Annotated in this window: 22 protein-coding genes and 1 pseudogene; 9 read left to right on the forward strand and 14 right to left on the reverse strand. The window is 68.0% G+C overall.

The window, feature by feature from the left end; translation table 11 throughout:
* Positions 1 to 44: 44 nt before the first annotated feature.
* Both DDE10_RS05540 and DDE10_RS05545 read left to right on the forward strand, forming a co-directional pair.
* Positions 45 to 1,463, forward strand: a complete 1,419-nt coding sequence (locus tag DDE10_RS05540) for a M16 family metallopeptidase (RefSeq protein WP_114951766.1) — start codon at positions 45 to 47, stop codon at positions 1,461 to 1,463.
* Positions 1,460 to 2,878 (forward strand): M16 family metallopeptidase, encoded by a 1,419-nt coding sequence (locus DDE10_RS05545; protein WP_114951767.1) that lies wholly within the window; start codon positions 1,460 to 1,462, stop codon positions 2,876 to 2,878. Before DDE10_RS05540 ends, DDE10_RS05545 begins: the two co-directional genes overlap by 4 nt.
* A gap of 225 nt (positions 2,879 to 3,103) precedes the next feature.
* On the opposite strand, the gene dcd is transcribed toward DDE10_RS05545, so the two are convergent.
* The 6 genes from dcd to DDE10_RS05575 all read right to left on the reverse strand — a co-directional run bounded on the left by dcd (position 3,104) and on the right by DDE10_RS05575 (position 8,680).
* Complete coding sequence (gene dcd, locus DDE10_RS05550; protein WP_114951768.1) at positions 3,104 to 3,658, reverse strand: dCTP deaminase; 555 nt, start codon at positions 3,656 to 3,658, stop codon at positions 3,104 to 3,106.
* A 64-nt stretch (positions 3,659 to 3,722) separates the two neighbouring features.
* Positions 3,723 to 4,580, reverse strand: coding sequence for a DMT family transporter (locus DDE10_RS05555; RefSeq protein WP_114951769.1), 858 nt, complete (start codon positions 4,578 to 4,580; stop codon positions 3,723 to 3,725).
* Positions 4,581 to 5,133: 553 nt separating this feature from the next.
* The gene (locus DDE10_RS05560) at positions 5,134 to 6,999 is read right to left on the reverse strand and encodes a hypothetical protein (RefSeq protein ID WP_114951770.1); all 1,866 of its coding nucleotides are present in this window, start codon (positions 6,997 to 6,999) and stop codon (positions 5,134 to 5,136) included.
* 38 nt (positions 7,000 to 7,037) lie between these two features.
* Complete coding sequence (locus DDE10_RS05565; protein ID WP_162806352.1) at positions 7,038 to 7,721, reverse strand: helix-turn-helix domain-containing protein; 684 nt, start codon at positions 7,719 to 7,721, stop codon at positions 7,038 to 7,040.
* A gap of 4 nt (positions 7,722 to 7,725) precedes the next feature.
* Positions 7,726 to 8,145, reverse strand: a complete 420-nt coding sequence (locus DDE10_RS05570; RefSeq protein ID WP_114951772.1) for a hypothetical protein — start codon at positions 8,143 to 8,145, stop codon at positions 7,726 to 7,728.
* Positions 8,146 to 8,164: 19 nt separating this feature from the next.
* A complete protein-coding gene (locus tag DDE10_RS05575; RefSeq protein WP_114951773.1) occupies positions 8,165 to 8,680 on the reverse strand; it encodes a UPF0262 family protein in 516 nt (171 codons plus the stop codon).
* Positions 8,681 to 8,831: 151 nt separating this feature from the next.
* Here DDE10_RS05575 and DDE10_RS05580 point away from each other — a divergent pair, with 151 nt between their 5' ends.
* Both DDE10_RS05580 and DDE10_RS05585 read left to right on the forward strand, forming a co-directional pair.
* Positions 8,832 to 10,319: a replicative DNA helicase gene (locus tag DDE10_RS05580; RefSeq protein ID WP_114951774.1), complete on the forward strand. Its 1,488-nt coding sequence runs from the start codon at positions 8,832 to 8,834 to the stop codon at positions 10,317 to 10,319.
* Positions 10,320 to 10,384: 65 nt separating this feature from the next.
* Positions 10,385 to 12,526: a prolyl oligopeptidase family serine peptidase gene (locus DDE10_RS05585; protein WP_114951775.1), complete on the forward strand. Its 2,142-nt coding sequence runs from the start codon at positions 10,385 to 10,387 to the stop codon at positions 12,524 to 12,526.
* A 38-nt stretch (positions 12,527 to 12,564) separates the two neighbouring features.
* On the opposite strand, the pseudogene astD reads toward DDE10_RS05585, so the two are convergent.
* Together astD and DDE10_RS05595 are read right to left on the reverse strand one after the other, a co-directional pair.
* Positions 12,565 to 14,010, reverse strand: a pseudogene (gene astD, locus DDE10_RS05590) (succinylglutamate-semialdehyde dehydrogenase); the annotation flags it as partial.
* Between the two features lie 96 nt (positions 14,011 to 14,106).
* The gene (locus DDE10_RS05595; protein WP_114951777.1) at positions 14,107 to 15,522 is read right to left on the reverse strand and encodes a protein adenylyltransferase SelO family protein; all 1,416 of its coding nucleotides are present in this window, start codon (positions 15,520 to 15,522) and stop codon (positions 14,107 to 14,109) included.
* A 36-nt stretch (positions 15,523 to 15,558) separates the two neighbouring features.
* On the opposite strand from DDE10_RS05595, the gene DDE10_RS05600 reads away from it, so the two are divergent.
* On the forward strand, positions 15,559 to 16,416 hold the full coding sequence (locus DDE10_RS05600; protein WP_114951778.1) for an alpha/beta fold hydrolase: 858 nt from the start codon (positions 15,559 to 15,561) through the stop codon (positions 16,414 to 16,416).
* Here DDE10_RS05600 and DDE10_RS05605 read toward each other — a convergent pair.
* The gene (locus DDE10_RS05605; protein ID WP_114951779.1) at positions 16,413 to 17,060 is read right to left on the reverse strand and encodes an SDR family NAD(P)-dependent oxidoreductase; all 648 of its coding nucleotides are present in this window, start codon (positions 17,058 to 17,060) and stop codon (positions 16,413 to 16,415) included. The two genes, DDE10_RS05600 and DDE10_RS05605, sit on opposite strands and share 4 nt — an antisense overlap.
* 86 nt (positions 17,061 to 17,146) lie before the next feature.
* On the opposite strand from DDE10_RS05605, the gene DDE10_RS05610 reads away from it, so the two are divergent.
* Genes DDE10_RS05610 through DDE10_RS05625 form a run of 4 tightly spaced genes read left to right on the forward strand, consistent with a single transcriptional unit; the run spans position 17,147 to position 20,553 of the window.
* Positions 17,147 to 18,289: a glycosyltransferase family 4 protein gene (locus DDE10_RS05610; RefSeq protein ID WP_114951780.1), complete on the forward strand. Its 1,143-nt coding sequence runs from the start codon at positions 17,147 to 17,149 to the stop codon at positions 18,287 to 18,289.
* A 59-nt stretch (positions 18,290 to 18,348) separates the two neighbouring features.
* Positions 18,349 to 19,755 (forward strand): NAD(P)H-dependent flavin oxidoreductase, encoded by a 1,407-nt coding sequence (locus tag DDE10_RS05615; protein WP_114952260.1) that lies wholly within the window; start codon positions 18,349 to 18,351, stop codon positions 19,753 to 19,755.
* Between the two features lie 26 nt (positions 19,756 to 19,781).
* Positions 19,782 to 20,267 (forward strand): SH3 domain-containing protein, encoded by a 486-nt coding sequence (locus tag DDE10_RS05620; protein ID WP_284734465.1) that lies wholly within the window; start codon positions 19,782 to 19,784, stop codon positions 20,265 to 20,267.
* 4 nt (positions 20,268 to 20,271) lie between these two features.
* Positions 20,272 to 20,553, forward strand: coding sequence for a DUF6916 family protein (locus DDE10_RS05625; RefSeq protein ID WP_114951781.1), 282 nt, complete (start codon positions 20,272 to 20,274; stop codon positions 20,551 to 20,553).
* Between the two features lie 32 nt (positions 20,554 to 20,585).
* Here DDE10_RS05625 and DDE10_RS05630 read toward each other — a convergent pair whose 3' ends face one another.
* From DDE10_RS05630 to DDE10_RS05650, 5 genes are all read right to left on the reverse strand, one after another.
* Positions 20,586 to 21,050 carry a GNAT family N-acetyltransferase gene (locus DDE10_RS05630; RefSeq protein WP_114951782.1) on the reverse strand — a complete coding sequence of 155 codons (465 nt, stop codon included), beginning with the start codon at positions 21,048 to 21,050 and terminating at the stop codon, positions 20,586 to 20,588.
* A 64-nt stretch (positions 21,051 to 21,114) separates the two neighbouring features.
* Positions 21,115 to 21,564, reverse strand: coding sequence for a DUF6916 family protein (locus DDE10_RS05635; protein WP_114951783.1), 450 nt, complete (start codon positions 21,562 to 21,564; stop codon positions 21,115 to 21,117).
* A gap of 25 nt (positions 21,565 to 21,589) precedes the next feature.
* Positions 21,590 to 22,114, reverse strand: coding sequence for a phage tail protein (locus tag DDE10_RS05640; protein ID WP_114951784.1), 525 nt, complete (start codon positions 22,112 to 22,114; stop codon positions 21,590 to 21,592).
* A 9-nt stretch (positions 22,115 to 22,123) separates the two neighbouring features.
* The gene (locus tag DDE10_RS05645; protein ID WP_114951785.1) at positions 22,124 to 22,645 is read right to left on the reverse strand and encodes a phage tail protein; all 522 of its coding nucleotides are present in this window, start codon (positions 22,643 to 22,645) and stop codon (positions 22,124 to 22,126) included.
* A 13-nt stretch (positions 22,646 to 22,658) separates the two neighbouring features.
* Positions 22,659 to 23,168, reverse strand: a complete 510-nt coding sequence (locus tag DDE10_RS05650) for a phage tail protein (RefSeq protein WP_114951786.1) — start codon at positions 23,166 to 23,168, stop codon at positions 22,659 to 22,661.
* Between the last annotated feature and the right edge of the window lie 38 nt (positions 23,169 to 23,206).

The following is a 23,206-nucleotide window of genomic DNA, read 5'->3' on the forward strand; positions in this document are numbered from 1 at the left end:
GTCGCACCGAATTAGGCAAGCAACACAGCCACGGGGGGGGACGGATGCGCACGACTTTGCTGATCGCGGCCGCAGCGGCGGCGCTGGCGGCAGCAGCCGCCCCGCCGGCCATCGCCCAGACCGCGCCCGCAGCCGCGCCGACCCAGGGGCTCCAGGTCGAGACGCGCGCCTTCACCCTTTCCAATGGCCTGAGGGTGGTGCTGTCGCGCGATGCGACGGTGCCGACGGCGACGGTCGCCGTCTATTATGGCATCGGATTCCGCATCGAGCCGCGCAACCGCACCGGCTTCGCCCATCTCTTCGAGCATCTCATGTTCATGGGCTCCGAGAATGTGCCCCGCGGCGCCTTCGACCGGAACCTCTACAATGCCGGCGGCGTCAACAACGGGTCCACCCGCTTCGATTTCACGAACTATTTCGAGGTGGCGCCGTCCAACGCGCTCGATCTCATCCTGTGGATGGAGGCGGACCGGATGGCGCGGCCGGTGATCGACCAGGCCGTGCTGACCAGTCAGCAGGGCGTGGTCGCGAACGAGGTCAGGGTCAATGTCCTGAACCAGCCTTATGGCGGCTGGCCATGGATCGATCTGCCGATGCTCGCCAATGAGAATTGGCACAACAGCCACAATTTCTACGGTGAGCTGAGCGATCTCGAGGCGGCGACGGTCGCCGATGCGCGCGACTTCTTCGACAACTTCTATCGGCCCAACAATGCCGTGCTCGTCGTCGCCGGCGACATCGACTATGACGCCACACGCGCGATGATCGAGCGCTATTTCGGCCCGATCCCGCGCGGCGAGCCGGTGGTGCTCCCCGACATCAGCGAGCCGCGCCAGACACGCGAGAAGTTCAGGGTGCGGCGCGATCCTCTGGCGCCCCGGCCGGCTTATTCGATCGCCTATCACGTGCCGCCGCGCGGCTCTCCCGAATGGTATGCGATGGGCCTGATCGACCAGATGCTGGTCCAGGGGCAGGACAGCCGGCTCCACCGCCGGCTGGTCCAGGAGACCGGCATCACCGGCGAGGTCGACGGCGGCATCAATATCGGCCTGGGCAACATGTTCAACTATCGCGGCCCGATGTTGTGGACGGTCGCCTTCGTCCACGATCCGGGCCGGACGCGCGAGGAGATCGAGACGGCGATGGGAGCGGAGATCGAGTCGCTGCGGACCCGCCCGGTGACGGCCGGCGAGCTGGAGCGGGCGCGGACCAAGATGCGCAGCTTCCTCTATGGCCAGGTCGACAGCGGCACCCGTTTCGGCCTCGTCGACCTGCTCGCTTCCTATGCCCTGTTCGACGACGATCCGGCGGCGGTGAACCGGATCGAGGCCGGCTTCGCCGCGGTGACGCCCGAGCTCATCCAGCGTACGGCGCAGGAATATCTGCGCCCCACGAACCGATCCGTGCTCCTCGTCGAGCCGGCGCCGGCCCAGCCTGGAACAACGACGGGAGGCCAGCCATGATCGCCCTCAGGCTTGCGGCCGCCTGTGCGGCCTTGATGCTCACGGCGGCGCCGGCGGCCGCGGCCCAGCAGCCCTTTCCGCCGCAACCCGCAATCGGAACGCCGCGTCCCTTCACGTTGCCGGCTGCCGAGACCTTCCGGCTCGCCAATGGCCTGCAGGTGACGCTGGTGCCCTACGGAATCGCGCCGAAGGCGACGGTGAGCCTCAGGATCGACGCCGGCAATCTCAACGAAGGCGAGGATGTCTGGCTGGCCGATCTTGCCGGCGAGATGCTGCGCGAAGGGGCGGGCGGGCGCTCGGCCGAGGCGATCGCCGAGGCGGCGGCGTCCATGGGCGGCGAGCTCGTCGTCGGCGTCGGGCAGCTCGAGACCCAGATCGGACTCGGAATCCTCTCCGAGCATGCGGCCGAGGCGGTCCGACTGGTCGCGGACGTGGCCCTGCGGCCGGACCTGCCGGAGTCGGAACTCGAGCGCGTCCGCCAGAACCTGGCCCGCAACGCGGCGGTTGCGCGGTCCCAGCCCCAGCCGGTCGCCGATGCCGTGTTCGCGCGGGCCTATTACGGCGCCCATCCCTATGGCCGCCTGCTGCCGAGCGACGCGCAGCTCGCCGGCTACACGATCGACCAGGTGCGGCGCTTCCACCGCGAGAATTTCGGTGCTCGCCGCGCCCGGCTCTACGTCGCCGGCCGCTTCGACGCCGCTGCGGTGCGGCAGGCGATCGAACAGGCCTTCGGAAGCTGGCAGCCCGGCCCGGAGCGGCTCGCGCTTCCGCCCGCCCCTCGGCAAGGGCCGCAGCTGCTGCTCGTCGACCGGCCCGATGCGCCGCAATCGACGATCCGAGTCGGCTTTCCGGCTCCGGCCGCCGGGGCCACGGGCGATATCGACATGCGGGTGATGAACGCGCTGCTCGGCGGCGCCTTCACCTCTCGGATCACCCAGAATATCCGCGAGGACAAGGGCTACACCTATTCGCCGGGTTCGGGAGTCCAATATCATGCAGGCGAGGCGCTGTGGACGTTCCAGGCGGACGTCACCACCAGCGATACCGGCGCCGCCTTGCGCGAGGTGATCGGCGAGGTCCGGCGGCTGCAGAACGAGGCGCCGCCGGCGGACGAGACGGGCGGCATGGGCCGCTGGCTCGCCGGGACCTTCGTCCTTCAGAATGCGAGCGCGTCGGGGCTCATCAACAGCCTCGCCCAGCGCGACCTGCACGGCCTGCCTCCCGAGTGGCTGGAAGGCTTCGTCCCCGCCGTCCTCGACATCGACTCCGACGAGGTGCGCCGGATCGCCGCCGAGCGGCTGCCGCTCGACCGGATGACGATCGTCATCGTCGGTGACCTCGACTCGGTCAGGCCCCAGCTCGAAACCGTTCCCGAACTTCGTGCGGTCGACGCGGCGGTCGCCGACCCGGTCTGAACGACGCGCGGCCGCCGGAGAATGTTCGTCCGTCAGGATTGGAACGGACCCGTTCCTGAGTGAGTTGAGGATCCAGGAACGGAGAATCGCGCATGAATCGGACGATCAGCATCAGCCTTGGCGGCCTCATCCTTCTCATCATCATCATCGCCATCATCTTCTGAGGGCGGCCCGCGGCCCGTCGGGGCCAACGCCTCTCCGACAGGAGAGGAGCCAGGCCGGTGCCTACAGCTTCGGCAGGGTAACGCCTCGCTGGCCCATATATTTGCCGGCGCGGTCGGCATAGCTCACCTCGCAGGGCTCGTTGCCCTGGAGGAAGAGGAACTGGCAGGCGCCTTCATTGGCGTAGACCTTGGCCGGAAGCGGCGTGGTGTTCGAGAATTCGAGCGTCACGTGGCCCTCCCAGCCCGGTTCGAGCGGGGTCACGTTCACGATGATGCCGCAGCGGGCATAGGTCGACTTGCCGAGGCAGATGACGAGCACGTCGCGCGGCACCCGGAAATATTCCACCGTGCGAGCAAGGGCGAAGCTGTTCGGCGGGATGATGCAGATATCGGTCTTGCGGTCGACGAAGCTGTTCTGCGCGAAATCCTTCGGGTCGACGATGGCATTGTCGACATTGGTGAAGATCTTGAACTCGTCCGCGACCCGCGCGTCATAGCCGTAGGAAGAGAGGCCGTAGCTGATGCAGGCCTCCCGGCGCTGCGCCTCGACGAACGGCTCGATCATCGCGTCGGTGATGGCGCGCTCGCGGATCCAACGGTCGGACATGATGCTCATGGCTGCGCTGGATGCGGGGGGCGCCACGGCAGTGTCAAGGCCGCCGCGGCCGTGCGGACGCTGCTCAGCCGCCGAACTGCATCAGGATCAGCCCGGCTGCGAGGACCATCGCCGCCGCGATCCGGCGGCCGCCCAAGCCTTCGCCGAGAAAGTGATGGCCGAGCAGGGCGGCGATCACGACCGACGTCTCGCGCAGCGCCGATACCTTCGCCGCCTCGGTGAGGCTGAAGGCGTAGACCGCGGCCCCAAACGAGGCCACCGACAGGGCGCCGGCACTGAAACCCTGCCGCGCCACCGCCTTCAGCCTCGCGGGCAGGCCGGGCCTGCGCAGGAGCGCGGTCAGCGTGATCGGAATGCAGTCGAGCAGGAACAGCCAGATGATGAAGGTGATCGGCTCCGGCGCGATCCGGACGCCGCGGGCGTCGGTGACGTTGTAGACGGCGATCGCCGCCGCCGTCGCCGCCGCCCAGGCGATGGCGGCGACATGGGGGTGCTCGCGAAAGCCCACGCCGCTGGGAGGCAGGACGAAGGCGATAACCGCGACGGTGGCAAGGATCAGTCCCATCCAGGCCAGTGGCGCCAGCGCCTCGTCGAGGACGACGAACGCGACCAAAGCGGTGAGCAGGGGCGCCGCGCCCCGCATCATCGGGAAGACCAGCGAAAGGTCGCCCCGGCCGAGCGCATTCACCAGGCAGAGCTGGTAGATGAAGTGGGCTGGGATGGTCAGCCCCAGAGCGAGCCACGTGGCACTGTTCGGCGCCGGGATCAGGAAGGCGACCGGCAGCACGATCAAAGCGGCGCTGCACGATACCGCGGCACGCGTGACCAGGATGTCCGAACCCATCTTCACCAACATGTTCGCGGCGGCGAGGGTCACCGCCGAGAACAGGCTGAGGATGATCGCAAGCAGGGTATCGTCCATCCGTCGACTCGATTGCTCCGGTGAGGATCCGCTGCCGAGGCGCACGGGCAGTTCGTCCGTGCCCGCCGTGGTCGGGAAAGCGGCGGGCCGTCAACCCGGAGCGATAGCGGGGTGCGGCGTTAACGATTTCGGCCGCGAGCGTCCGCCCGGCCTTCCGCCGCCACGCGGACAGGCAGATTGCCTTGTCAATGGCGACGGTGCGCGCGACTAGCGGAAGCTCACCGCCAAGCGGGTGATCAGCTACGCCCATGGCCTCGAGGACATCGACGAGGGCCGGTCGCCCGCATTGCCTGCTCCGGAGATCGCCAAGATCCCATGGAACCTGCCGGACGATACGACCTTGCGGAGGTCGTCCCGGCGGTCCCCGCCGAGGCCCATCATCGGGACGTCGATCGCGGCTTCGCCGACGAACTGGCCGGGCCGCCGCAGGACGGGTCGCGGCGAGCCCAGTCCACGTCGCCCTCGAGCCGAACCGCAAGCAGGCGGCTGAGCAGGACGGCCAACGGGCGCCCCTGTCCGCGCGACCTGCTCCTCGCCCAACTGCATCCGAGTGTCAGGAGCTCTGGCGGAGGGCGGGGTCCAGAGATTGCACGATCGCGCGCAGTTGATCGTTGGTGAGACGGTCGAGCTGCTCGAGCGGGCTGATCGAGGGATCGTAGCCGCTTATCTCCTGCGGATGGGCCGCGATCCAGTCGGCCAATTGCGTGGCCAGGCGGCGATTGGCGATTCCGTGGCCGGTCGAGCCGCCGAACAAGGGCGAGAAGATGCTCGAGAGCGCCAGGCGCGGACTCTCCGCGAGAGCGATCTCCGAGAGCTTGGCACGATATTCCAGCTCCTCGTTCGAGAGCGCGGCTTCTCCGGTGAACTGGAGCTGGTCCAGCGCATGGCGACCCTCATGTGCGCCGATCGAGCTGCCGATCACCGCGTCGCTGAACGCGCGGCGGAAGGCGGGCGCGAATTCCGATCCATCGCCTACCCGCACGCGGACCCGAGCGGCAATGTCGTCGATGCCGGCGAGGCGCAGCCGGTCGCGCACGCCGGGGAGGTAGGAAATCGGCGCCGCACGGGCGATTGCCCGGTCCGATTCCCGCTTGATCTCGATCGCCTGCCGGAAGCGGTCGCGTGCCTCGCCGGGGCGGGCGAGCGCCAGCGCATTCTCGACCGTCACCAGGTAGCGCGGACGGACCTGGACTATGGTGGTGCCGTCGGCCGCCCAGCCGCCGGGCCCGGACGCGCCGTCCGCCAGCCAACCGGAGAAACTGTTGTGGATCATGTTGTCGATGGCGATGAAGCCGATCGAGCCGCGCCTGTCGCCCTGCTCGACGTCCATGCGCTCGTCGACGACCACGTGCCCGAGATGCAGGCTGGCGACGCCGTTGGTCCGGCCGATCACGCCATAGAGGTTGAAGAGGCGGCGAAGCGCTGGCCGCGGATCCTCGGCCACTTCGCCCGCTGCCGCAGCCGCGGCGCGGAGCCGCTCCCGTAGCCTTGCCTCATAGGCCTCCTCGTCGCCTGCCCCCTGCCGGGCATAATGGCGGTCATGCGCGAGTATGTCGGCGCGAAGGTCCTCGACCAGATCGAGATAGACCGAGATCGCTCGCCGCCGCGGCTCGTCCGCCGCGCCTTCCAGCAGCCGACGGTCGGCGACGAAGCGGCGCAGGTCCTCCTCGAAGCCGGCCCGCATCAGCAGCTCGGCAAGCTCCAGTCTCGCCTCGACCGAGGCGTCCTGCGCCAAGCCTGCGTGGAAGAGGCGGCTACCATCCCGGTCTTCGCCCCGAAGCGCCTGAGGAAGGCTTTCCGTCGCGGCGAGTCCCAGATAATTGCGCCAGCCTTCGAGCGCATTCCGCGCATCCGCGCCGAGCAGCCCGAGGGAGAGCTGCAGCCCGGAGGCGGCCGGTCCGGTCCGGACATCGGCGGGCAAGGCGTTCCAGGCCGCCACGGCATGGGCGAGCGCCTCGTCGCGCGCCGTCGGCTGCAGGTCGGCAGCGGCGCTGACCAGCGCCCTGACGCGCTCGGTGGCGACCCCCGGCTCGATGGCCAGGCAGCGCTCGGCCAGCGCGTCGATACCGGGCGCGGGGACGTGCCGGGCCGCCTCATCGTTGAGGACGCGCGCCAGGAGGAAGGCAGCGGGGCAGGGATCGGGATCCTCCGCCAGGCTCGTGCTCAGCATCGCGACCGCGGCTTCGGCCTCTCCGTCGACGAGCCAGGCGATCCGGGCCAGTTCCCGCCGGGCGATGGCCCGCTCCCGCGGCGGGGTCGCCGAATCGGCGGCCGCGGCCCGGTAGAGCGTCTCGGCCCGGTTGACGTCGTGGATGCCGTAGGCGGCGGCGGCTTGCTCGACCAGAGCCGGCTGGGCGCGCAGCGGCGCACCCAGGCCGACGACGGCGAGGAGGAGGGGCGCGATACGTTTCGATCTCATCGCCGCCGAGTACCGGCGCAACGTCGGCGGGTCTTGAACTAATCGGACAAGGTGGCCCTGGTCCCGCGCCGCCACGCCTTGGGCGGCCGCCCCGTCAGCGCGCGCACCGACCGGGTCAGATGAGCCTGGTCGGAGAAGCCGAAGCTGGCGGCGACGGAGGCCAAGGGCTGGCTTTCGAGCAGGATGGCGCGCCAGGCGGCGAGTGTGCGGGCGCGCCAGCGGAAACGCGCGGGCGCCAGGCCGAAGCACTGGCGGAACTGCCGCGTCAGGGTTCGTGTCGAAATTCGGTGCGCGGCGGCCCAGTGAGCGAGGGAAAGACGCTCCTCCTGCCGCATCGCAAGCGCCAGCCGATCGGGCAGGTCGGCCTCCGCCGGCGTCGCCTCGACGACGGCCTCGGACAGGATCGCGCTCGCCGCCTCGGGAGCCTCGCGAAGCGAGCGGACGAGGCCTTCGGGATCCGCCGTCCTCCCGCTGCGGCAGGCCAGGGCCGCAGCCAGCGGAAGCGGCACGTTGACGATCCCGGCGCCCCGTCCGTCGATCCAGTCGGCATGGCCGGAGAAGGGGGAGTGGACGAGCACGTGTCCGGCGGTCACGCGAACCCGGCCGCCGTCTCCGGCTTCCATATAGCCACCTTCGAGTACGATGGCCGCATAGCCCTCGTCGTGACTGTGCCAGGGGAGCCGGCAAGAGGGCGCGAGGCGCTGGATGGCCGTCGGGTCCACTTCTCTATTCGCGATAGTCGGCGAGCAGCCGCCCGCCGCAGCCAGTGAGTTCGCGGCCGCTGAGGCGAACGCGGACATTGTCCTGGTAGCGGCGGCCACGCGCGCCGGTGCAGGGACCGGGACGGCTTTCGATGGCGATGACCCTCGTGCCCTCGCCCGATTCCCAGGTGCGGACGCCGTCGACGGTGCGGGGAAGGGTGCGCGGCCACACCGCTTCGTTCACCCCTTCGCCGGCTTCTCCGCCGAGGCGCAGCACGATCCGGTCGTCGCCGATCGTCACCATCCAGAACGGATCCTGTCCGATCGCGGCGTAACGGACATTTTCGACCGGGGCGTAGGCGGTCGTGCCCGTCCGGCACCCGGCGATCAGGACAGGCAGGGCCAGGATCAGGGCGGGGGCCAGAAGGGCCGTTCTTCCGCGCATCGGCAATTCCCCTCCGTCTTCAGCCCACCTTCGTCGAGTCCGGTCCATGCTGACCGACCGCAGTCGTCGCCTGCTTGATATGCAGCACGCAGATGAGCGTGAACAGCCGCCGCGCGGTATCGAAATCCATGTCGATCTTGCCCTGGAGGCAGTCCCTGAGCAGCTCGGCCGAATCGTTGTGGAGGCCGCGCCGGGCCATGTCGATCGCCTCGATGCCGCGCGGATGCGCCGAGCGCACCGCTTTGAAATAGCTGTCGCAGATCGCGAAATAGTCGCGAATGGGCCGCCGGAACCGGGCAAGGCCGACCCGGATCGTGTCGAGCGGCTGGCCGGCCGAGTCGCGAAGATCGATCGCCAGCCGGTTGTCCTCGACCCGCAGCCTCACCCGGTATGGGCCCTCGTAGCCGACCGGATCGAAATGGTTCTTCTCGAGCAGGTCGAAGATGGCGATCCGCCGCTCCTGCTCGATATCCTCGTGCCGCCGGAGGATTGAGCGCTCGTCGAGCTCGATGTCGATGATGCGCTTCGTCTCCATCCGGCCCTGTTAGCGGGTGCGGCAACCCGCTGTCACGCGAGACTTTCCTTGCGGATCGAGGACCATCCACAGGCTTTTGCCCGCATCCGCTCACGACAAGTTTCGGGTAGAGCTACCGGATCGGCGCCCGGTGGCGTAGGGTCGCGTCACCATGGTTCAGCCGCTTGCCCTCGTCGAGACTCCCGCCCCCAACGCCCAGGCGCTTCCCCAAAATGTCGAGGCCGAGGCCGCCCTGCTCGGCGCCTTGATGATCGACAATCGCCTCGCCGAGGACATCCAGCTCAAGCTGCGCCCCGACCATTTCCACGAACCGCTGCATGGCCGGATCTACGAGCAGATCCTGCGCCTGCTCGACCGCAACATGATCGCCAGTCCGGTCACCTTGCGGCCGCTGTTCGAGAATGACGAGGAGATGAAGGAGCTGGGCGGGCCCGCTTATCTGGCCCAGCTCACCGGCAGCGGCGCCGCAATCATCGGCGCGCGCGATTTCGCCGAGCAGATTTACGACCTCGCTCTGCTGCGCGCGCTCGTCGGCGTCGGCCGGGAGATGGTCGAGAAGGCGCTCGACACCAGCGAGGAGGTCGAGCCCAAGGGTCAGATCGAGGCGGCCGAGGCGGCGCTCTATCGGGTCGCCGAGGAAGGCGGCGGCGAGGGCGGCGTCAAGAGCTTCGCCCAGGCGACGCGCATGGCCGTGCAGATGGCCGAGAAGGCGCTCAATTCGGGTGGCGGGCTCTCCGGCGTCACCACCGGGCTCGATTCGATCAACGCCAAGACCGGCGGTCTCCACCATTCCGATCTCGTCATCCTCGCCGGGCGCCCGGGCATGGGCAAGACAGCGCTCGCCACCAACATCGCGTTCAACGCGGCGCGGCGCTACGTCCGCGACCTCGAGGACGGCATCGCGGCGGACAAGTCGGCCGGCGCGGCGGTCGCCTTCTTCAGCCTCGAAATGTCGGCCGACCAGCTCGCCACGCGTATCCTCGCCGAGCAGTCCGGGATCAGCTCCGAATCGCTGCGCATGGGCAAGATCGGCCAGCAGGATTTCCGCAACCTCGCCCGCGCCGCCGCCGAGCTGGAATCGCTGCCTTTCTACATCGACGACACGCCTGGCCTGACCATCGCGGCGCTGCGCACCCGCGCCCGCCGGCTGAAGCGCCAGAAGGGCATCGGCATGGTCGTCGTCGACTATCTCCAGCTGCTCCAGGGCACCGGACGCAACGCCAACGACAATCGCGTCAACGAGATCTCGGAGATCTCACGGGGTCTCAAGACCCTCGCCAAGGAGCTCAGCGTGCCGGTGCTGGCCTTGTCGCAGCTGAGCCGCGCCGTCGAGCAGCGCGAGGACAAGCGTCCGCAGCTTTCGGACCTTCGCGAATCCGGATCGATCGAACAGGATGCCGACATGGTCTGGTTCGTCTATCGCGAGGAATATTATCTGACGGCCAAGCAGCCGGCCGACGACCATCCCGACTTTCCCAAGTGGCAGGAGGACATGAACCGGGCCTACGGCACCGCCGAGATGATCGTCGCCAAGCAGCGCCATGGTTCCACCGGCAAGGTCAAGATGAAGTTCGAGGCGAAGATCACGCGCTTCTCCGACCATGTAGACGCGGACTATCTGCCGGAGATGCGCGGCTAGTCTCCCGCGCCTTGCGACTCGCCAGCACCGCGGCTACCCCTCCATCCACGGCGGTGGAGGGCAGAATGACATTTCGTCTCAAGCTTTTGGCGGGAGTATTGGCAGTGGCGGGCATGGCCTCGATCGGTGCGGCGCAGGGTATGGAAGGTGCGGCGAAGGCCGATGCGGCGGCGCCGGCCGACGATCCCCACGCGTGGCTCGAGGAAATTGAGGGCGAGCGCGCGCTGGCCTGGGCGCGGACCGAGAATGCGCGCACCCTGGGCGATCTGCAGGCCGATCCGCGCTACCAGCGGCTCCACGACCAGGCGCTCGAGATTTTGCAGGCGCGCGACCGTATCCCGTTCGTCACGATGCGGCCCAGCGGTCTTTACAATTTCTGGCAGGACGAGACCCACGTCCGTGGCATCCTTCGACGGACCAGCCTTGCAAGCTATCGCACCGACAATCCCCAGTGGGAGACGGTGCTCGACATCGACTCGCTCTCGCAGGCCGAGAATGCGAACTGGGTCTATAAGGGCATCCAATGCCTGCCGCCGGAGGAGCGACGCTGCCTGGTGATCCTCTCCGACGGCGGCCGCGACGCCGTCGTCGTTCGCGAATTCGACCTGGTCGATGGCCGATTCGTCGAAGGCGGCTTCAACCTTCCCGACGGCAAGCAGAGCGTCACCTGGCTGGATGCCGACACGATCCTTGTCGCCCGCGAATGGGGGCCGGGAACGATGACCGCCTCGGGCTATCCGTTCGTGGTCAAGCGCCTTCGGCGCGGCCAGCCGCTCGAGCAGGCCGAGGAGGTGTTCCGCGGCACGCCCGACGATGTCTCGGCGTCGGCCTTCGTGCTCCGTGATGCGGCCGGCACCGTCCATGCCGTTGGCGGCATGCGCGGAGTCAATTTCTTCGAGCGGGAATATACCCTGCTGACCGATGGCGGTCCGGTTCGGCTGAACCTGCCGCCCAAGTCGGCGCCGGTGGGGATCGTCGACGGTCGCCTGCTCGTCGCGCTGCAGGAGCCGTGGGAGGCGGCGCCCGGCCTCGCCTTCGTCACCGACTCGCTCATTTCCTACGATCTCGAGGCGTGGAAGGCCGACCCCAACGGCGCGCGGCCGGCTTTGGTTTGGGCGCCGGGACCGCGGCAGACGCTCGACGGCTATGCGACGACCCGCGACCAGCTCCTCCTCACCATCCTCGACAATGTCCGCGGCCGGGCACTGGCGATGGATTATGAAGGCGGCCAGTGGCGCACCCGCACGCTGGACCTTCCGCAGAATGCCAGCATCGGCGTCACCGCAGCCTCGGACGAGAACGGGCAGGCGATGTTCGCCGTCAACGATTATCTGACGCCGACGGCCCTCTGGTTCTATGACGGCGCCACGGGCGCCCTCGAGACGATCAAGACGACGCCGCCGCGGTTCGACGCGTCCGGCCACGTCGTCGAGCAGCTCGAGGCGACCTCGCGCGACGGCGCCCGCATCCCCTATTTCCTGGTCCGCCCGCGCGAGATGCGGATGGACGGTTCGACCCCGACCTTGCTCTACGGCTATGGCGGGTTCCAGGTCTCCATGACGCCGAGCTATCTCGGCACCACCGGACGCCTCTGGCTCGAGCAGGGCAATGCCTATGTCGTCGCCAATCTGCGCGGCGGCGGCGAGTTCGGCCCCGATTGGCACCAGGGCGCGCAGCGCGAGAACAAGCAGCGTACCTGGGACGATTATATCGCCGTGGCGGAGGACCTCGTCCGCCGCAGCATTACTAGTCCGCGCCGGCTCGGAATCGTCGGCGGCAGCCAGGGCGGGCTGCTCGTCGGCACCGCGATCACGCAGCGGCCCGAGCTCTTCAACGCGGCGATCATCCAGGTGCCGCTGTTCGACATGCTTCGCTATCACACCATGGGGGCGGGTGCGTCGTGGATCGGCGAATATGGCGATCCGCGCATTCCCGAGCAGCGCGCCTGGATCGAGGGTTATTCGCCCTACCAGCGGCTGGTTCCCGGTCGAGCCTACCCGATGCCGTTCGTGCTGACCTCGACCAAGGACGATCGCGTCCATCCCGGCCATGGCCGCAAGGCGGCCGCGCGCCTCGCCGAGATCGGCCAGCCTTATTATTATTACGAGAATATCGACGGCGGCCACAGCGCGGCGGCCAATCTGCGCGAGACCGCGCGGCGGCTGGCGCTCGAATATACCTATGCGAGCAAGCGGCTGGTCGACTGACCCTCGTTCCTCCCCGCCGCGGTGCGGCGGGGAGGGGCTCAGCCCTCGATATTCGCCGGCACGGTGGGATCGGCAAGGCCTATGCCGATGCTGGCCCGAGCCGAATCCGCTTCCGAGCTGGTCACCGGATAAGCGCAATAATCCGCCGCATAATAAGCGCTCGGCCGGTGGTTGCCCGACAGGCCGATGCCGCCGAACGGCGCCTTGGATGGTGCGCCGTTGGTCGGGCCGTTCCAGTTGATCACGCCGGCGCGCACGCCCGCCCAGAAGCGGTCGTACAGTTCCGGCGCACCGCCGACGAGCGAGGCCGACAGGCCGTAGCGGGTCGCATTCGCTTCGGCGATGGCGCTGTCGAAGTCGGGGACGCGGACGATCTGGAGGACCGGGCCGAACATCTCGGCGTCGGGCCGGCGCTCGACCTCGGTCACGTCGATCAGCGACGGCGTCAGGAACGGCCGGTCGTCCTGCTTGCGGTCGAGACGCCGGATGGCACGCCCGCCCCGGCCCATCAGCTCGAGAAAGGTTTCCTGGAGATGGTCCGCCGCGTCATTGTCGATCACGGGGCCCATGAACGGTGCCGGATTGGCGTGGGGATGGTCGACGATCAGCCGATCGAGCAGCTTGGTGATCGTCTCGATCAGCTCGGCATGATCGCCGTCGCGGACGATCAATCGCCGCGCGGCGGTGCAGCGCTGGCCGGCGCTCATATAGGCCGACTGGACGGCGATAGCCGCCGCGGCATGGAGATCCTTGGCGTCCCAGACGACGAGCGGGTTGTTGCCACCCATCTCGAGCGCGAGGATCTTGTGCGGCGTATCGGCGAACTGGCGGTGCAGGGCAAGGCCGGCGCGGGCCGAGCCGGTGAACAGCAGTCCGTCGAGGCCGGCCTGGGCGGCGAGCCCCTTGCCGACCTCCGGTCCGCCCTGGACGATCCGGACGACGCCCTCGGGAACACCCGCCTCGTGATAGAGGCGGACGAGGAACTCACCCACGGCTGGGGTCTTCTCGCTCGGCTTGAACACCACCGCATTGCCGGCGATCAGCGCCGGAACGATGTGTCCGTTGGGCAGGTGGGCCGGGAAATTGTAGGGACCCAGCACCGCGAGGACGCCGTGCGGCTTGTGCCGAACGGCGACGCGGGCGCCCATCGCGCCTTCGAGCCGCCGTTGCGCGGTACGTTCCGCATAGGCCGCGACCGAGATGTCGACCTTGTTGATCACCGCCTCGACCTCGGTGCGCGCCTCCCAGAGCGGCTTGCCGGTCTCGCGGGCGATGAGATCGGCGAAGGGCTCTATCTGGCTGCGCGCGAGATTGGCGAAGCGGCGCAGCGTCTCCACGCGCACGGTGAAGGGACGGGCGGCCCAGGCCGGCCAGGCGGCGCGGGCGGCGGAAACCTCGGTCGCCGGGTCGCCTGAAAGCCCCGTCCAGAGGGTCTCGCCGGTCGCGGGCTCGAGAGAGGTCAGCGTGTCAGCCATCGCCTCCTCATGACGGGCGCGAAAGAATTTTCAAGCATTTGGGAACGGACCGGATAATGGGGCGCCCTGTGTGGCGCGGGAATCGCGCGGGCACAAGGACATGGATCATCCCGACGCCCGCATCGCCTCGCCCATCCGCCTGAGCGCGGCGATCTTGGCTTCGAGCGCGGACCAGTCGTCCGCCTCGTCGATCCGGGCCCAGATCGCCTCGACCTCGTCTATGTGCATCGAGCAGGGCTCGCCATCCGACCAATAGGGAAAAGCGAGCGCGCCGGGCCGCGCCTCGTGCCTGGCGACGAGCCTGCGGAAGTCGTCGAAAGGCTCCTCGCGGTAAGCGGATGCTGCCGGGCCGTCCGCACGAAGCGCACCGCCTCGCCAGTCGAAGAAGAAGCGGTCGATCCCGACGGTGCGGCGCGCAAGGGCGGTCTCGATCGCTCCGACCAGCTCTAGATCGTGCGCGAGCTCGCCCGGCACCAAGGCGAGCCGCGCGAACAGGGCATCCCGCAGCGCCTCCTGGAATCGCGACGGGAAGGAATCGAGGACCGGCGTCAGCGCCTCGGGCGGTGCCAGCGCGGTGAGCGATCGGGCGAGCTGGAGCAGGTCCCAATGGATCGCCTCGGGCTGCCGCCCGAACGAATAGAGGCCGGCATGGTCGAAATAGGCGGCGGTGAAGTGGCCGTCCCAGAAGGGCGTCCATCGCCACGGACCGTAATCGAAGCTCTCGGCGCTGATCGCGATATTGTCGCTGTTGAGGACGCCGTGGACGAAGCCGGCCGCGATGTAGGATGCGGCGAGCCGCGCCACGCCGGCCGCGACCCGATCCAGCAAGCGGATCGCGTCCGCCTCGTCCTCGTCGTTCGGCTCTTCGCCATAGAGGAAATGGAGGCAGTAGCGAGTCAGCCGCGCCATCTCCTCGGCCTGCTTGAAGAAGGCCAGCCGCTGGAACGTGCCGATCCGGATATGGCCGTGGCCGAGCCTCACGAGGACGCAGGCGCGAGTGGGGGAGGGCTCGTCGTTGCGTTCCAGCGCCTCGCCGGTCTCGACGAGGGAGAAGGTCTTGCTCGTCTCGACCCCCAGCGCCTCGAGCATTTCGGTCGCGAGCACCTCGCGCACGCCGCCCTTCAGGGTCAGCCGGCCGTCGCCGAAGCGGCTGAAGGGGGTCTGCCCCGAACCCTTGGTGCCGAGATCGAGCAGCCGTCCGGCCCCGTCGCGCAGCTGGGCGAACAGGAAACCGCGGCCATCGCCTATGTCGGGATTGTACACGCGGAACTGGTGGCCGTGATAGCGCAGCGCCAGCGGCTGCTCGAGATTGTCGGGGAGGGGGTCGAAGCGGGCAAAATGCCGGACCCATTGCTCGTCGTCGAGGTCTCCGAGGCCGACCGCCGGCGCCCATCGATCGTTGCGGAACCGAAGGAGGGCTTGGGGAAAATCGGCAGCCTCGACCGGATCGTAAAAGGCGTCTCCGAGATCGAGAATCGCTTTCGCGGGGCGATAGGGGGCGGGTTGCGGAAGCGTCGCCATCAGTCGATAGGAACCGGAAAAGGCGGGGAAACGGGCATGGCTGACTGGTCCGATGGCTATTGGTGGTCGAACGACGGGCTGCGGCTCCACTATCGCGAATACGGCTCCGACACGAGCCGGCCGCCGATCCTGTGCATTCCGGGGCTGACCCGTAACGCCCGCGACTTCGAAGGGGTTGCCGATCGTCTCGCCGGAGAGTGGCGGGTGATCTGCGTCGATCTGCGCGGCCGCGGCGAGAGTGCCTATGCCAAGGATCCGATGAGTTACGTCCCGCTGACCTATCTGCAGGACATCGAGGCGCTCGTCCGCGAGCTCGCTCTGGAGCGCTTCGTCCTGTTCGGCACGTCGCTGGGCGGGCTCATCACGATGCTGCTGGCGATGAGCGACAGCGGCAGGATCGCCGCCGCCCTGCTCAACGATATCGGGCCGGCGATCGAACCGCGCGGGCTCGAGCATATCCGCTCCTACGTCGGCAAGGCGCAGAGCTGGCCCACCTGGCTCCATGCGGCGCGGTCGCTGTCGGAAGCGCAGCGTGACCGCTACCCCGATTGGGACATCGACGAATGGCTGGTCTTCGCCAAACGCGTCTGCAAGCTCACGCCGAAGGGTCGCATCGTCCTCGACTATGACCTGCGCCTCGCCGAGCCGTTCAAGCTCCCCGGCGGGGAGGCCGGGGTCGATCTCTGGCCGGCCTTCCGCAGCCTTGCCGAGGTGCCGACCCTGCTCGTGCGCGGCGCATTGTCGGACCTGCTCAGCGCCGAGACCGCCGCGCGGATGCAGGCCGAGCATCCGTACCTCGAGCTCGTCACCGTGCCGGGTGTCGGTCATGCGCCGACGCTGGACGAGCCCGAGGCCGTGGCCGGCATCGAGCGGCTTCTGCACCGCGTGCGCTAGTCGCCCTTCGGCCGCAGCGACTCGATCAGTTCCAAATTCACTTCGGTCGGCATGGCGTCCACGATCTGGCGGTGGCGGGCCTCGACGGCGTCTCGCCATTCGCCATGGGTGATGCAGTAGAGGCGGTTCTCGCGGATCGCCCGGACCACCATGCCGCCGACCACGTCCGGCTCCATCCACAGGTCCGACACCCGGCGCTGGCCGAGCCGCTCGGCCGCTTCGCTGAAGGCGCGGCTCGTCGGGAAGCGGTCGGGGCGATTGCGGCCGAGCTCGTGGATCCGGCTCTTGATCGGTCCGGGGCAGAGCACGGTGACGCCGATGCCGTCCGGGGCGAGATCGTCCCGGATCGACTCGCTCAAGCCGATGACAGCCGCTTTGGCGGTGGCGTAGATCGCCATGAAGCTCGGCATCTGGACCAGCCCGGCAAGCGAGGCGGTGTTGACGACATGGCCGCCGCGACCTCCGGCCCGGATCCTCGGGACGAAGGCCTGCAGGCCGTTGACGACACCGCCGAGATTGACGGCGAGGCCAAAGTCCCAATCGGCATAGGTCGCTTCGCGCAGCGGCCCCTCGATGCCGATGCCGATGCCGATGCCGCTGGCGCCGCCCGTGACGAACGCCACCCGATCGCGAAAATCGTCCATGCGTCTTCCTCCCCGATGGCTTTGTCGGCCGATCCAGCGCCGCGCAAGGCAATCGCATCTTGGTCGTGCCTGCGCCATAAGCGGGCATGGCTGGCCCGGTGCGCATCCTCCACTGTCACTCCACCTTCTCGCTCGGCGGCAAGGAAGCGCGGGCGGTCCGGCTGATGAATGCGTTCGGCGATGCCGCCGCGCATGTCGTGATCAGCGCCATGCCGGACCGTCTCGGCGCGCGCGCCGCGATCGCGCCCGGCACCGACGCGACCTTTCCGGCCGATGCGCCGCCGCTCTCGGGCCGGACGACGCCGGCGCGGCTCTGGCGCCTGGCGCGCTACCTCCGCGGCTTCGATCTCGTCCTCACCTACAATTGGGGCGGGTTCGATGCGGTGATGGCTCGGCGCCTGTTTGGCGGGCCGCCGATCGTCCACCACGAGGACGGCTTCAACGAGGACGAGACGGCAAGGCTGAAGACCCGCCGCAACCTCTACCGGCAAATCGGCCTCACCGCCGCGCATCGGCTGATCGTGCCGTCACGGCGGCTGGAGGCGATCGCCCGCCACGCGTGGCGCCAGCCCTCTCGACGGGTCGTCCGGATCGCCAATGGCGTCGCGGTTCCCGATTACGCCGTGCCGCCCGAGTCCGAAGCCATTCCTGGGTTCGAGCGCCGGCCGGGTGAGGTGGTGATCGGCACGGTCGCCGGCCTGCGCGCCGTCAAGAATCTGCCGAGGCTCGTCCGGGCCTTCGCTGCGATGCGCCACCGGGAATCGCGGCTGGTGATCGTCGGCGAGGGGCCGGAAAGCGAGCGTCTCGTGCAGGCGGCGCGGGCGGCCGGCATAGACGGCCGGCTGCTGTTGCCCGGCTTCTTGGCCGAGCCCTGTCGCTGGATCGGCCATTTCGACATCTTCGCCCTGTCCTCCGACAGCGAGCAGTTTCCGATCTCCCTCGTCGAGGCGATGGCGGCCGGGCTGCCGGCGGTGGCGACCGGCGTCGGTGACGTCCCAGACATGGTGTCGGACGACAACCGGCCGCTCATCGTCGACCCGTCGGACGAGGCCGCCTTCGCCGCCGCGCTCGACAGCCTGGCGGATCAGCCGCGCCTGCGCCGCGCGATCGGCGCGGCCAATCGCGAGAAAGCGCGAGCCGAATATGACGAGACCAGGATGATCGCGGCTTATGCCCGCCTCTATGGTGAAGCCATCGGCCGTCCTGATGCGTTTCTCGGAATTGGATGACCTTTTTTGCCAGCCGACGGCAATGCGCTTATAGGCGGCGGATTGTTCTGGGAGGCATGATGTTCAAGGGTATCAGCCCGATCCTCTATGCGGGCCGTGAAGTGCTGCCGCTTATCGAGGGCGGAAAAGGCGTATCGGCTACCAACCATATGAGCTCGGGTGCCTGGGCGGCCGCCGGAGGGATCGGCACCGTCTCCGCGGTCAATGCCGACAGTTACGATCCGGAGGGGAAGATCATTCCCCAGATCTACCATGCCCTGACCCGGCGCGAGCGTCACGAGGAGCTGATCCGCTACGCGATCGACGGGGCGGCCCAGCAGGTCCAGCGCGCCTATGACGTCGCCAGCGGCCGCGGCGCGATCAACATCAACGTCCTGTGGGAAATGGGCGGCGCGCAGCGTGTCCTCCAGGGCGTGCTCGAGCGCACCCGCGGCCTGGTTTCCGGCGTCACCTGCGGAGCCGGCATGCCCTACAAGCTTTCGGAGATCGCGGCCTCCTACGGGGTCAGCTACCTGCCGATCATCAGCTCCGCCCGCGCCTTCCGCGCCTTGTGGAAGCGCGCTTATCACAAGGCGGCCGAGTGGCTCGGCGCCGTCGTCTACGAGGATCCGTGGCTCGCCGGCGGCCATAACGGCCTCAGCAACGCCGAGGACCCGCTCAAGCCCGAGGATCCCTATCCGCGCGTCAAGGCGTTGCGCGAGACGATGCGCGAGGGCGGCATTCCCGACACGGTGCCGATCATTATGGCCGGCGGCGTCTGGAACCTCAAGGAATGGGAGCATTGGATCGACAATCCGGAGCTCGGCCAGATCGCGTTCCAGTTCGGAACGCGGCCGCTGCTCACCCAGGAGAGCCCGATTCCCGAGGAATGGAAGCAGCGGCTGATGACGCTCGAGGACGGGGACGTGCTGCTGCATCGCTTTTCGCCGACCGGCTTCTACTCATCGGCCGTGCGCAACCGTTTCCTGCGGAGCCTGGAGGCGCGTTCCCATCGCCAGATCGCCTTCACCAAGGAGCCGCTGGGCGATCACGCCTTTCAGCTCGACGTCGGTGTCGGCAACAAGAAGAACTATTGGGTGACCAAGGGCGACCTGCTCCACGCGCGCGAATGGTTTGCCCAGGGCTTCACCGAAGCGATCAAGACGCCGGACGAGACCCTCGTCTTCACCACGCCGGAAGAGAAGCACATGATCCGCAAGGATCAGGCGGAATGCATGGGCTGCCTTTCGCAATGCGCCTTCTCCTCCTGGGCGGACAATGAGAAGAATACGACCGGCCGCCTCGCCGACCCGCGCAGCTTCTGCATCCAGAAGACGCTTCAGGACATCGCGCATGGCGGGCCGGTCGAGGATAATCTCATGTTCGCCGGTCATGCCGCCTTCCGCTTCAAGACCGATCCTTTCTATTCGAACGGTTTCGTGCCGACGGTGAAGCAGCTCGTCGAACGCATCCAGACGGGTTATTGACGGACCGCGCAGCGAGGGGAGCGCCATTGCCGAGATCCATCCTTGCCGTGCTGGCCCTGCTGGCGGCGCTGCTGTCGATCCCGTCCGCCGACGCCCAGCAGCGCCAGACGCCTTATTGGGCGTCGATTTCGTCGAGCCAGGCGCTGATGAGGACGGGGCCGGGCCGCAATTATCCCGGTACATGGCTCTACGTCCGGCCGAACCTGCCGGTCCGCGTCATCGAGGTCTATCAGGATTGGCGCAAGGTCGAGGATCCGAACGGCACCAGCGGCTGGATGTTCGTCCGGCTGCTGAGCGACACCCGAACCGCGATCGTGCGGGGCGACGCGCCGCGGCCGATGCACGAGCGTGCGGATCCGGCCTCCCCGGTGCGTTATCGCGTCGAGCCGGGCGTGGTCGGGCAGATCAGCCGTTGCGCCGAAGGCTGGTGCCGGCTGGAAGTGGGGCAGCGTGCCGGTTTCGTTCGCGCCGAGCATGTCTGGGGCGTCGATCCGCGCGAGACGGTCGGCTGAACCGATGGAAGACCTCACCTTCGACGATTTCCAGCCTCTCGAGAGCCGTTCGCTGCCGGTGGCGGTGGGGGACGAAGCCGTGCAGCTCCGGCTGGATTCGGTCGAGGCGCTCCCGGCTTCGGCCCGGGCGGCCGGCGCCTTCCGGCTCGAATTTGTCGGGCCGAGCCAACCGCTGCTGACGCAAGGCACGTACGAATTCGATCTCGGAAGCGAGCGCCGCGAGATCTTCATCGTCCCGATCGGCCTCGGCCAGGACGGCGCGCGCTACGAGGCCGTCTTCTTCTGAGCGGCTGAGGCGGGCTGCCGCGGCAGCCCGCGTCATGCGGTGCGGTCGGTCGCGGCCGGCGCCCATTCCATGAGAAGATGGATGCCCTTGTCCTCGGCGACGGTGAAGCCGAGTCGCTCGTACAGCCGCCGCGCGGGATTGTGGACGTCGACATGGATGGACACGCGCTTGCCCGCCGCCGCCGCGGCAGCCAGGATGTCGGTCAGCAGGGCGCCGCCAAGGCCTCGGCCACGTGCCCGGGGAAGCAGCGAGATGTCGATGATCCGGAACTCGCGGCTCCATTCGACGAGGTAGAGGCGGCCCAGCGGTTCCCCGTCCCGCTCCAGGATGAGCCATTCGGCGCCCTCGTAATGGGCCCGGTAATGGCGATGCTGGGCGTCGTGCTGGTGGGTCAGGAATGCGCGACGCATCTCTGCTGGCCAGCCGGTCGCGGCGAGCTCCTCCTCCCGGGTCGAGGCGTAAAGCGCCTCCACGAAAGGGAGGTCGGCGTCGGTCATGGCGCGGGCCGACACGGCGTAAGCTGCCGCTGAGCGCAGGGGAGGCGGCATCGCGACCGCCGCTTCAGTTGAAGAGGGCGACCATCCGGCCAGGCCGCGCGGAAGCGGAGAGGAAGAGCGGCATCGCGCCATATTCGGGATGGGAGACCGCATAGATGAGGTCGCCGGCCATCGACTTGCCGTCGAGCACATCGAAGACGGCAAGGAAGGCGCTTTGCCGGGTCACCTCCGCAGGCCGGTCTCCGGCTGACGGGAGCGGCTCGACGCCCGCGAGGCGCAAGCGATAGCCGCCGGCGGCGGCGAAAGTCGCGCCGACCTGCGCCGTCCATTCGTCTTGCTCGGCATGGACGAGGGAGACGAAGCGGCGGGTCAGCGGATTCGCGGCGAGGATGCGGCGGGCCCGATCGCTCCCCGTCGAACGGACGAGCGGGAGCGCGACCATCGCGGCGATGGCGGCACCGCCCAGACCGACGAGAAGGTTGCGGCGGGACGGCTTCAAGGCGCGCTGTTCCATGCGGTCTTTCTGCTTCTTGTCGAGATCAGGGACGCGGCGGAAACACGCCTTGCAACGCGATGATGAAGTTCATGGTCAGATAGGGCTGCATGTTGTTGTGCGGCTGGCTGCCACCCGCTGGGGCCAGTGCCTGCGGCGCCAGATTGGTGAACTGGGCAATGCTCGACGAATAAGCGTTGCCGCCGACGCTGCGCGCCAGGATGACGTCCGAAGACGGCGTGCCGAGCGCGGCAATGCCGTTATCGACCTGCATGCTATGGGTGTGGACGGGCATTTCGGACTGGAGGAGCGTGACCGACTGGACACCGCCGATCTCGCCTTCGAACCGTTCCGACAGCCCGGATCCCTGTCCGACGCCGACCACGCAGGATCCCTCGATGTCCGGAAGCGCGAAAGTGCTCTTGCCGTCGCCTCCGTACATCGTGCCGAGCAGCGAGAAGAGGGCCGTGTTCTGCGAGATCGGAAGCAGCTGTCCGTTGCAGAACGCCCAGCCCTTGGGGGCGAAGTTGTACGGGACGACCCGGATCTCGGCGACGAAGGGATCAGCCACTTGTCTCTCCTAGGTCTGGGACGGGAAGAGTCCGAACAATGAGATGATGTAGTTGATGACGATGAACGGCATCATGTTCTCATGCGGCTGGCTGCCGCCGACCGGCTGGATCGACTGCGGGTTCATCGTGCCTTCGGGCTCGCTCTGGCGGAACATCTGAACGGTTGGGTTGGCCGCGAGCACTTCGTTGGCCGGGCTCTGCGTCGTTCCGTTGGCGCTCGACGCCAGGAAGGCATGATTGTGGACCGGAATCTGGTTGGTGGTGAGGGTCACCTGCTCGACGCCGGCCGCCTCGCCGATGATGTAATTGTTGGCGCTGCCCGGCCCCTGGCCCTGGTGGATCGGAATCCGGCTGGCGAGATTGGGCAGAGCGAAGGTGCTCTGGCCATCGCCGCCATAGGTCGTGCCGATCAGTTGGAAGAGCGTCTCGTTCTCGGAAATGGGCAGGAGCTGGCCCTGGCACAGCATCCAGCCGGCCGGGGCGAAATTCCCCGCGAAGATCCTGATTTCGCCCACATAAGGCTGCGCCATTGCGTCGACCCCCTCAATTCGGCGATGGGAAGATGCCCTGCAGGGCGATGATCCAGTTCAGCACCAGATAGGGTTGCCGATTCTCATGCGCCTGGCTCCCGCCGACGTTGGTGATCGCCGCCGGCGCCAGCGCCACCAGGCTCGCGGCAGGGGCGTAACCGTTGTTGACGGAGGCGAGGAGATTGCCCGGCGGCGGCAGATGCGCGACGTTCGTGTTCGCATTCTGCGTCGTCGCCTGCATGAAATGCAGATGCTGCGGCATTTCCGCCTGCGTCAGCGTGTGCGTTTCCTGGCCGCTGGCCTGCCCGACGATGAATCCGGAGCCGGAATGGATCGGCGTACGACCACGAAGATCGGGCAAAGCGAAGTTGGTCTGTCCGTTGCCGCCGAATTGCGTGCCGAGAAGCGCGAACAGTGCTTGGTTCTGATTGATCGGCAGGAGAGCACCGCTGCAGAATGCCCAGCCCTTGGGAGGGAAGTTGAACGACGCCAGTCGTAACTCGCCCAGAAATGGTTCGGCCATCGGTAAATCCCCCCGATGCGGCAACCAGCCTTTACTGG

It is taken from the genome of Sphingosinicella terrae (assembly GCF_003347635.1).
Taxonomy (GTDB): domain Bacteria; phylum Pseudomonadota; class Alphaproteobacteria; order Sphingomonadales; family Sphingomonadaceae; genus Allosphingosinicella; species Allosphingosinicella terrae.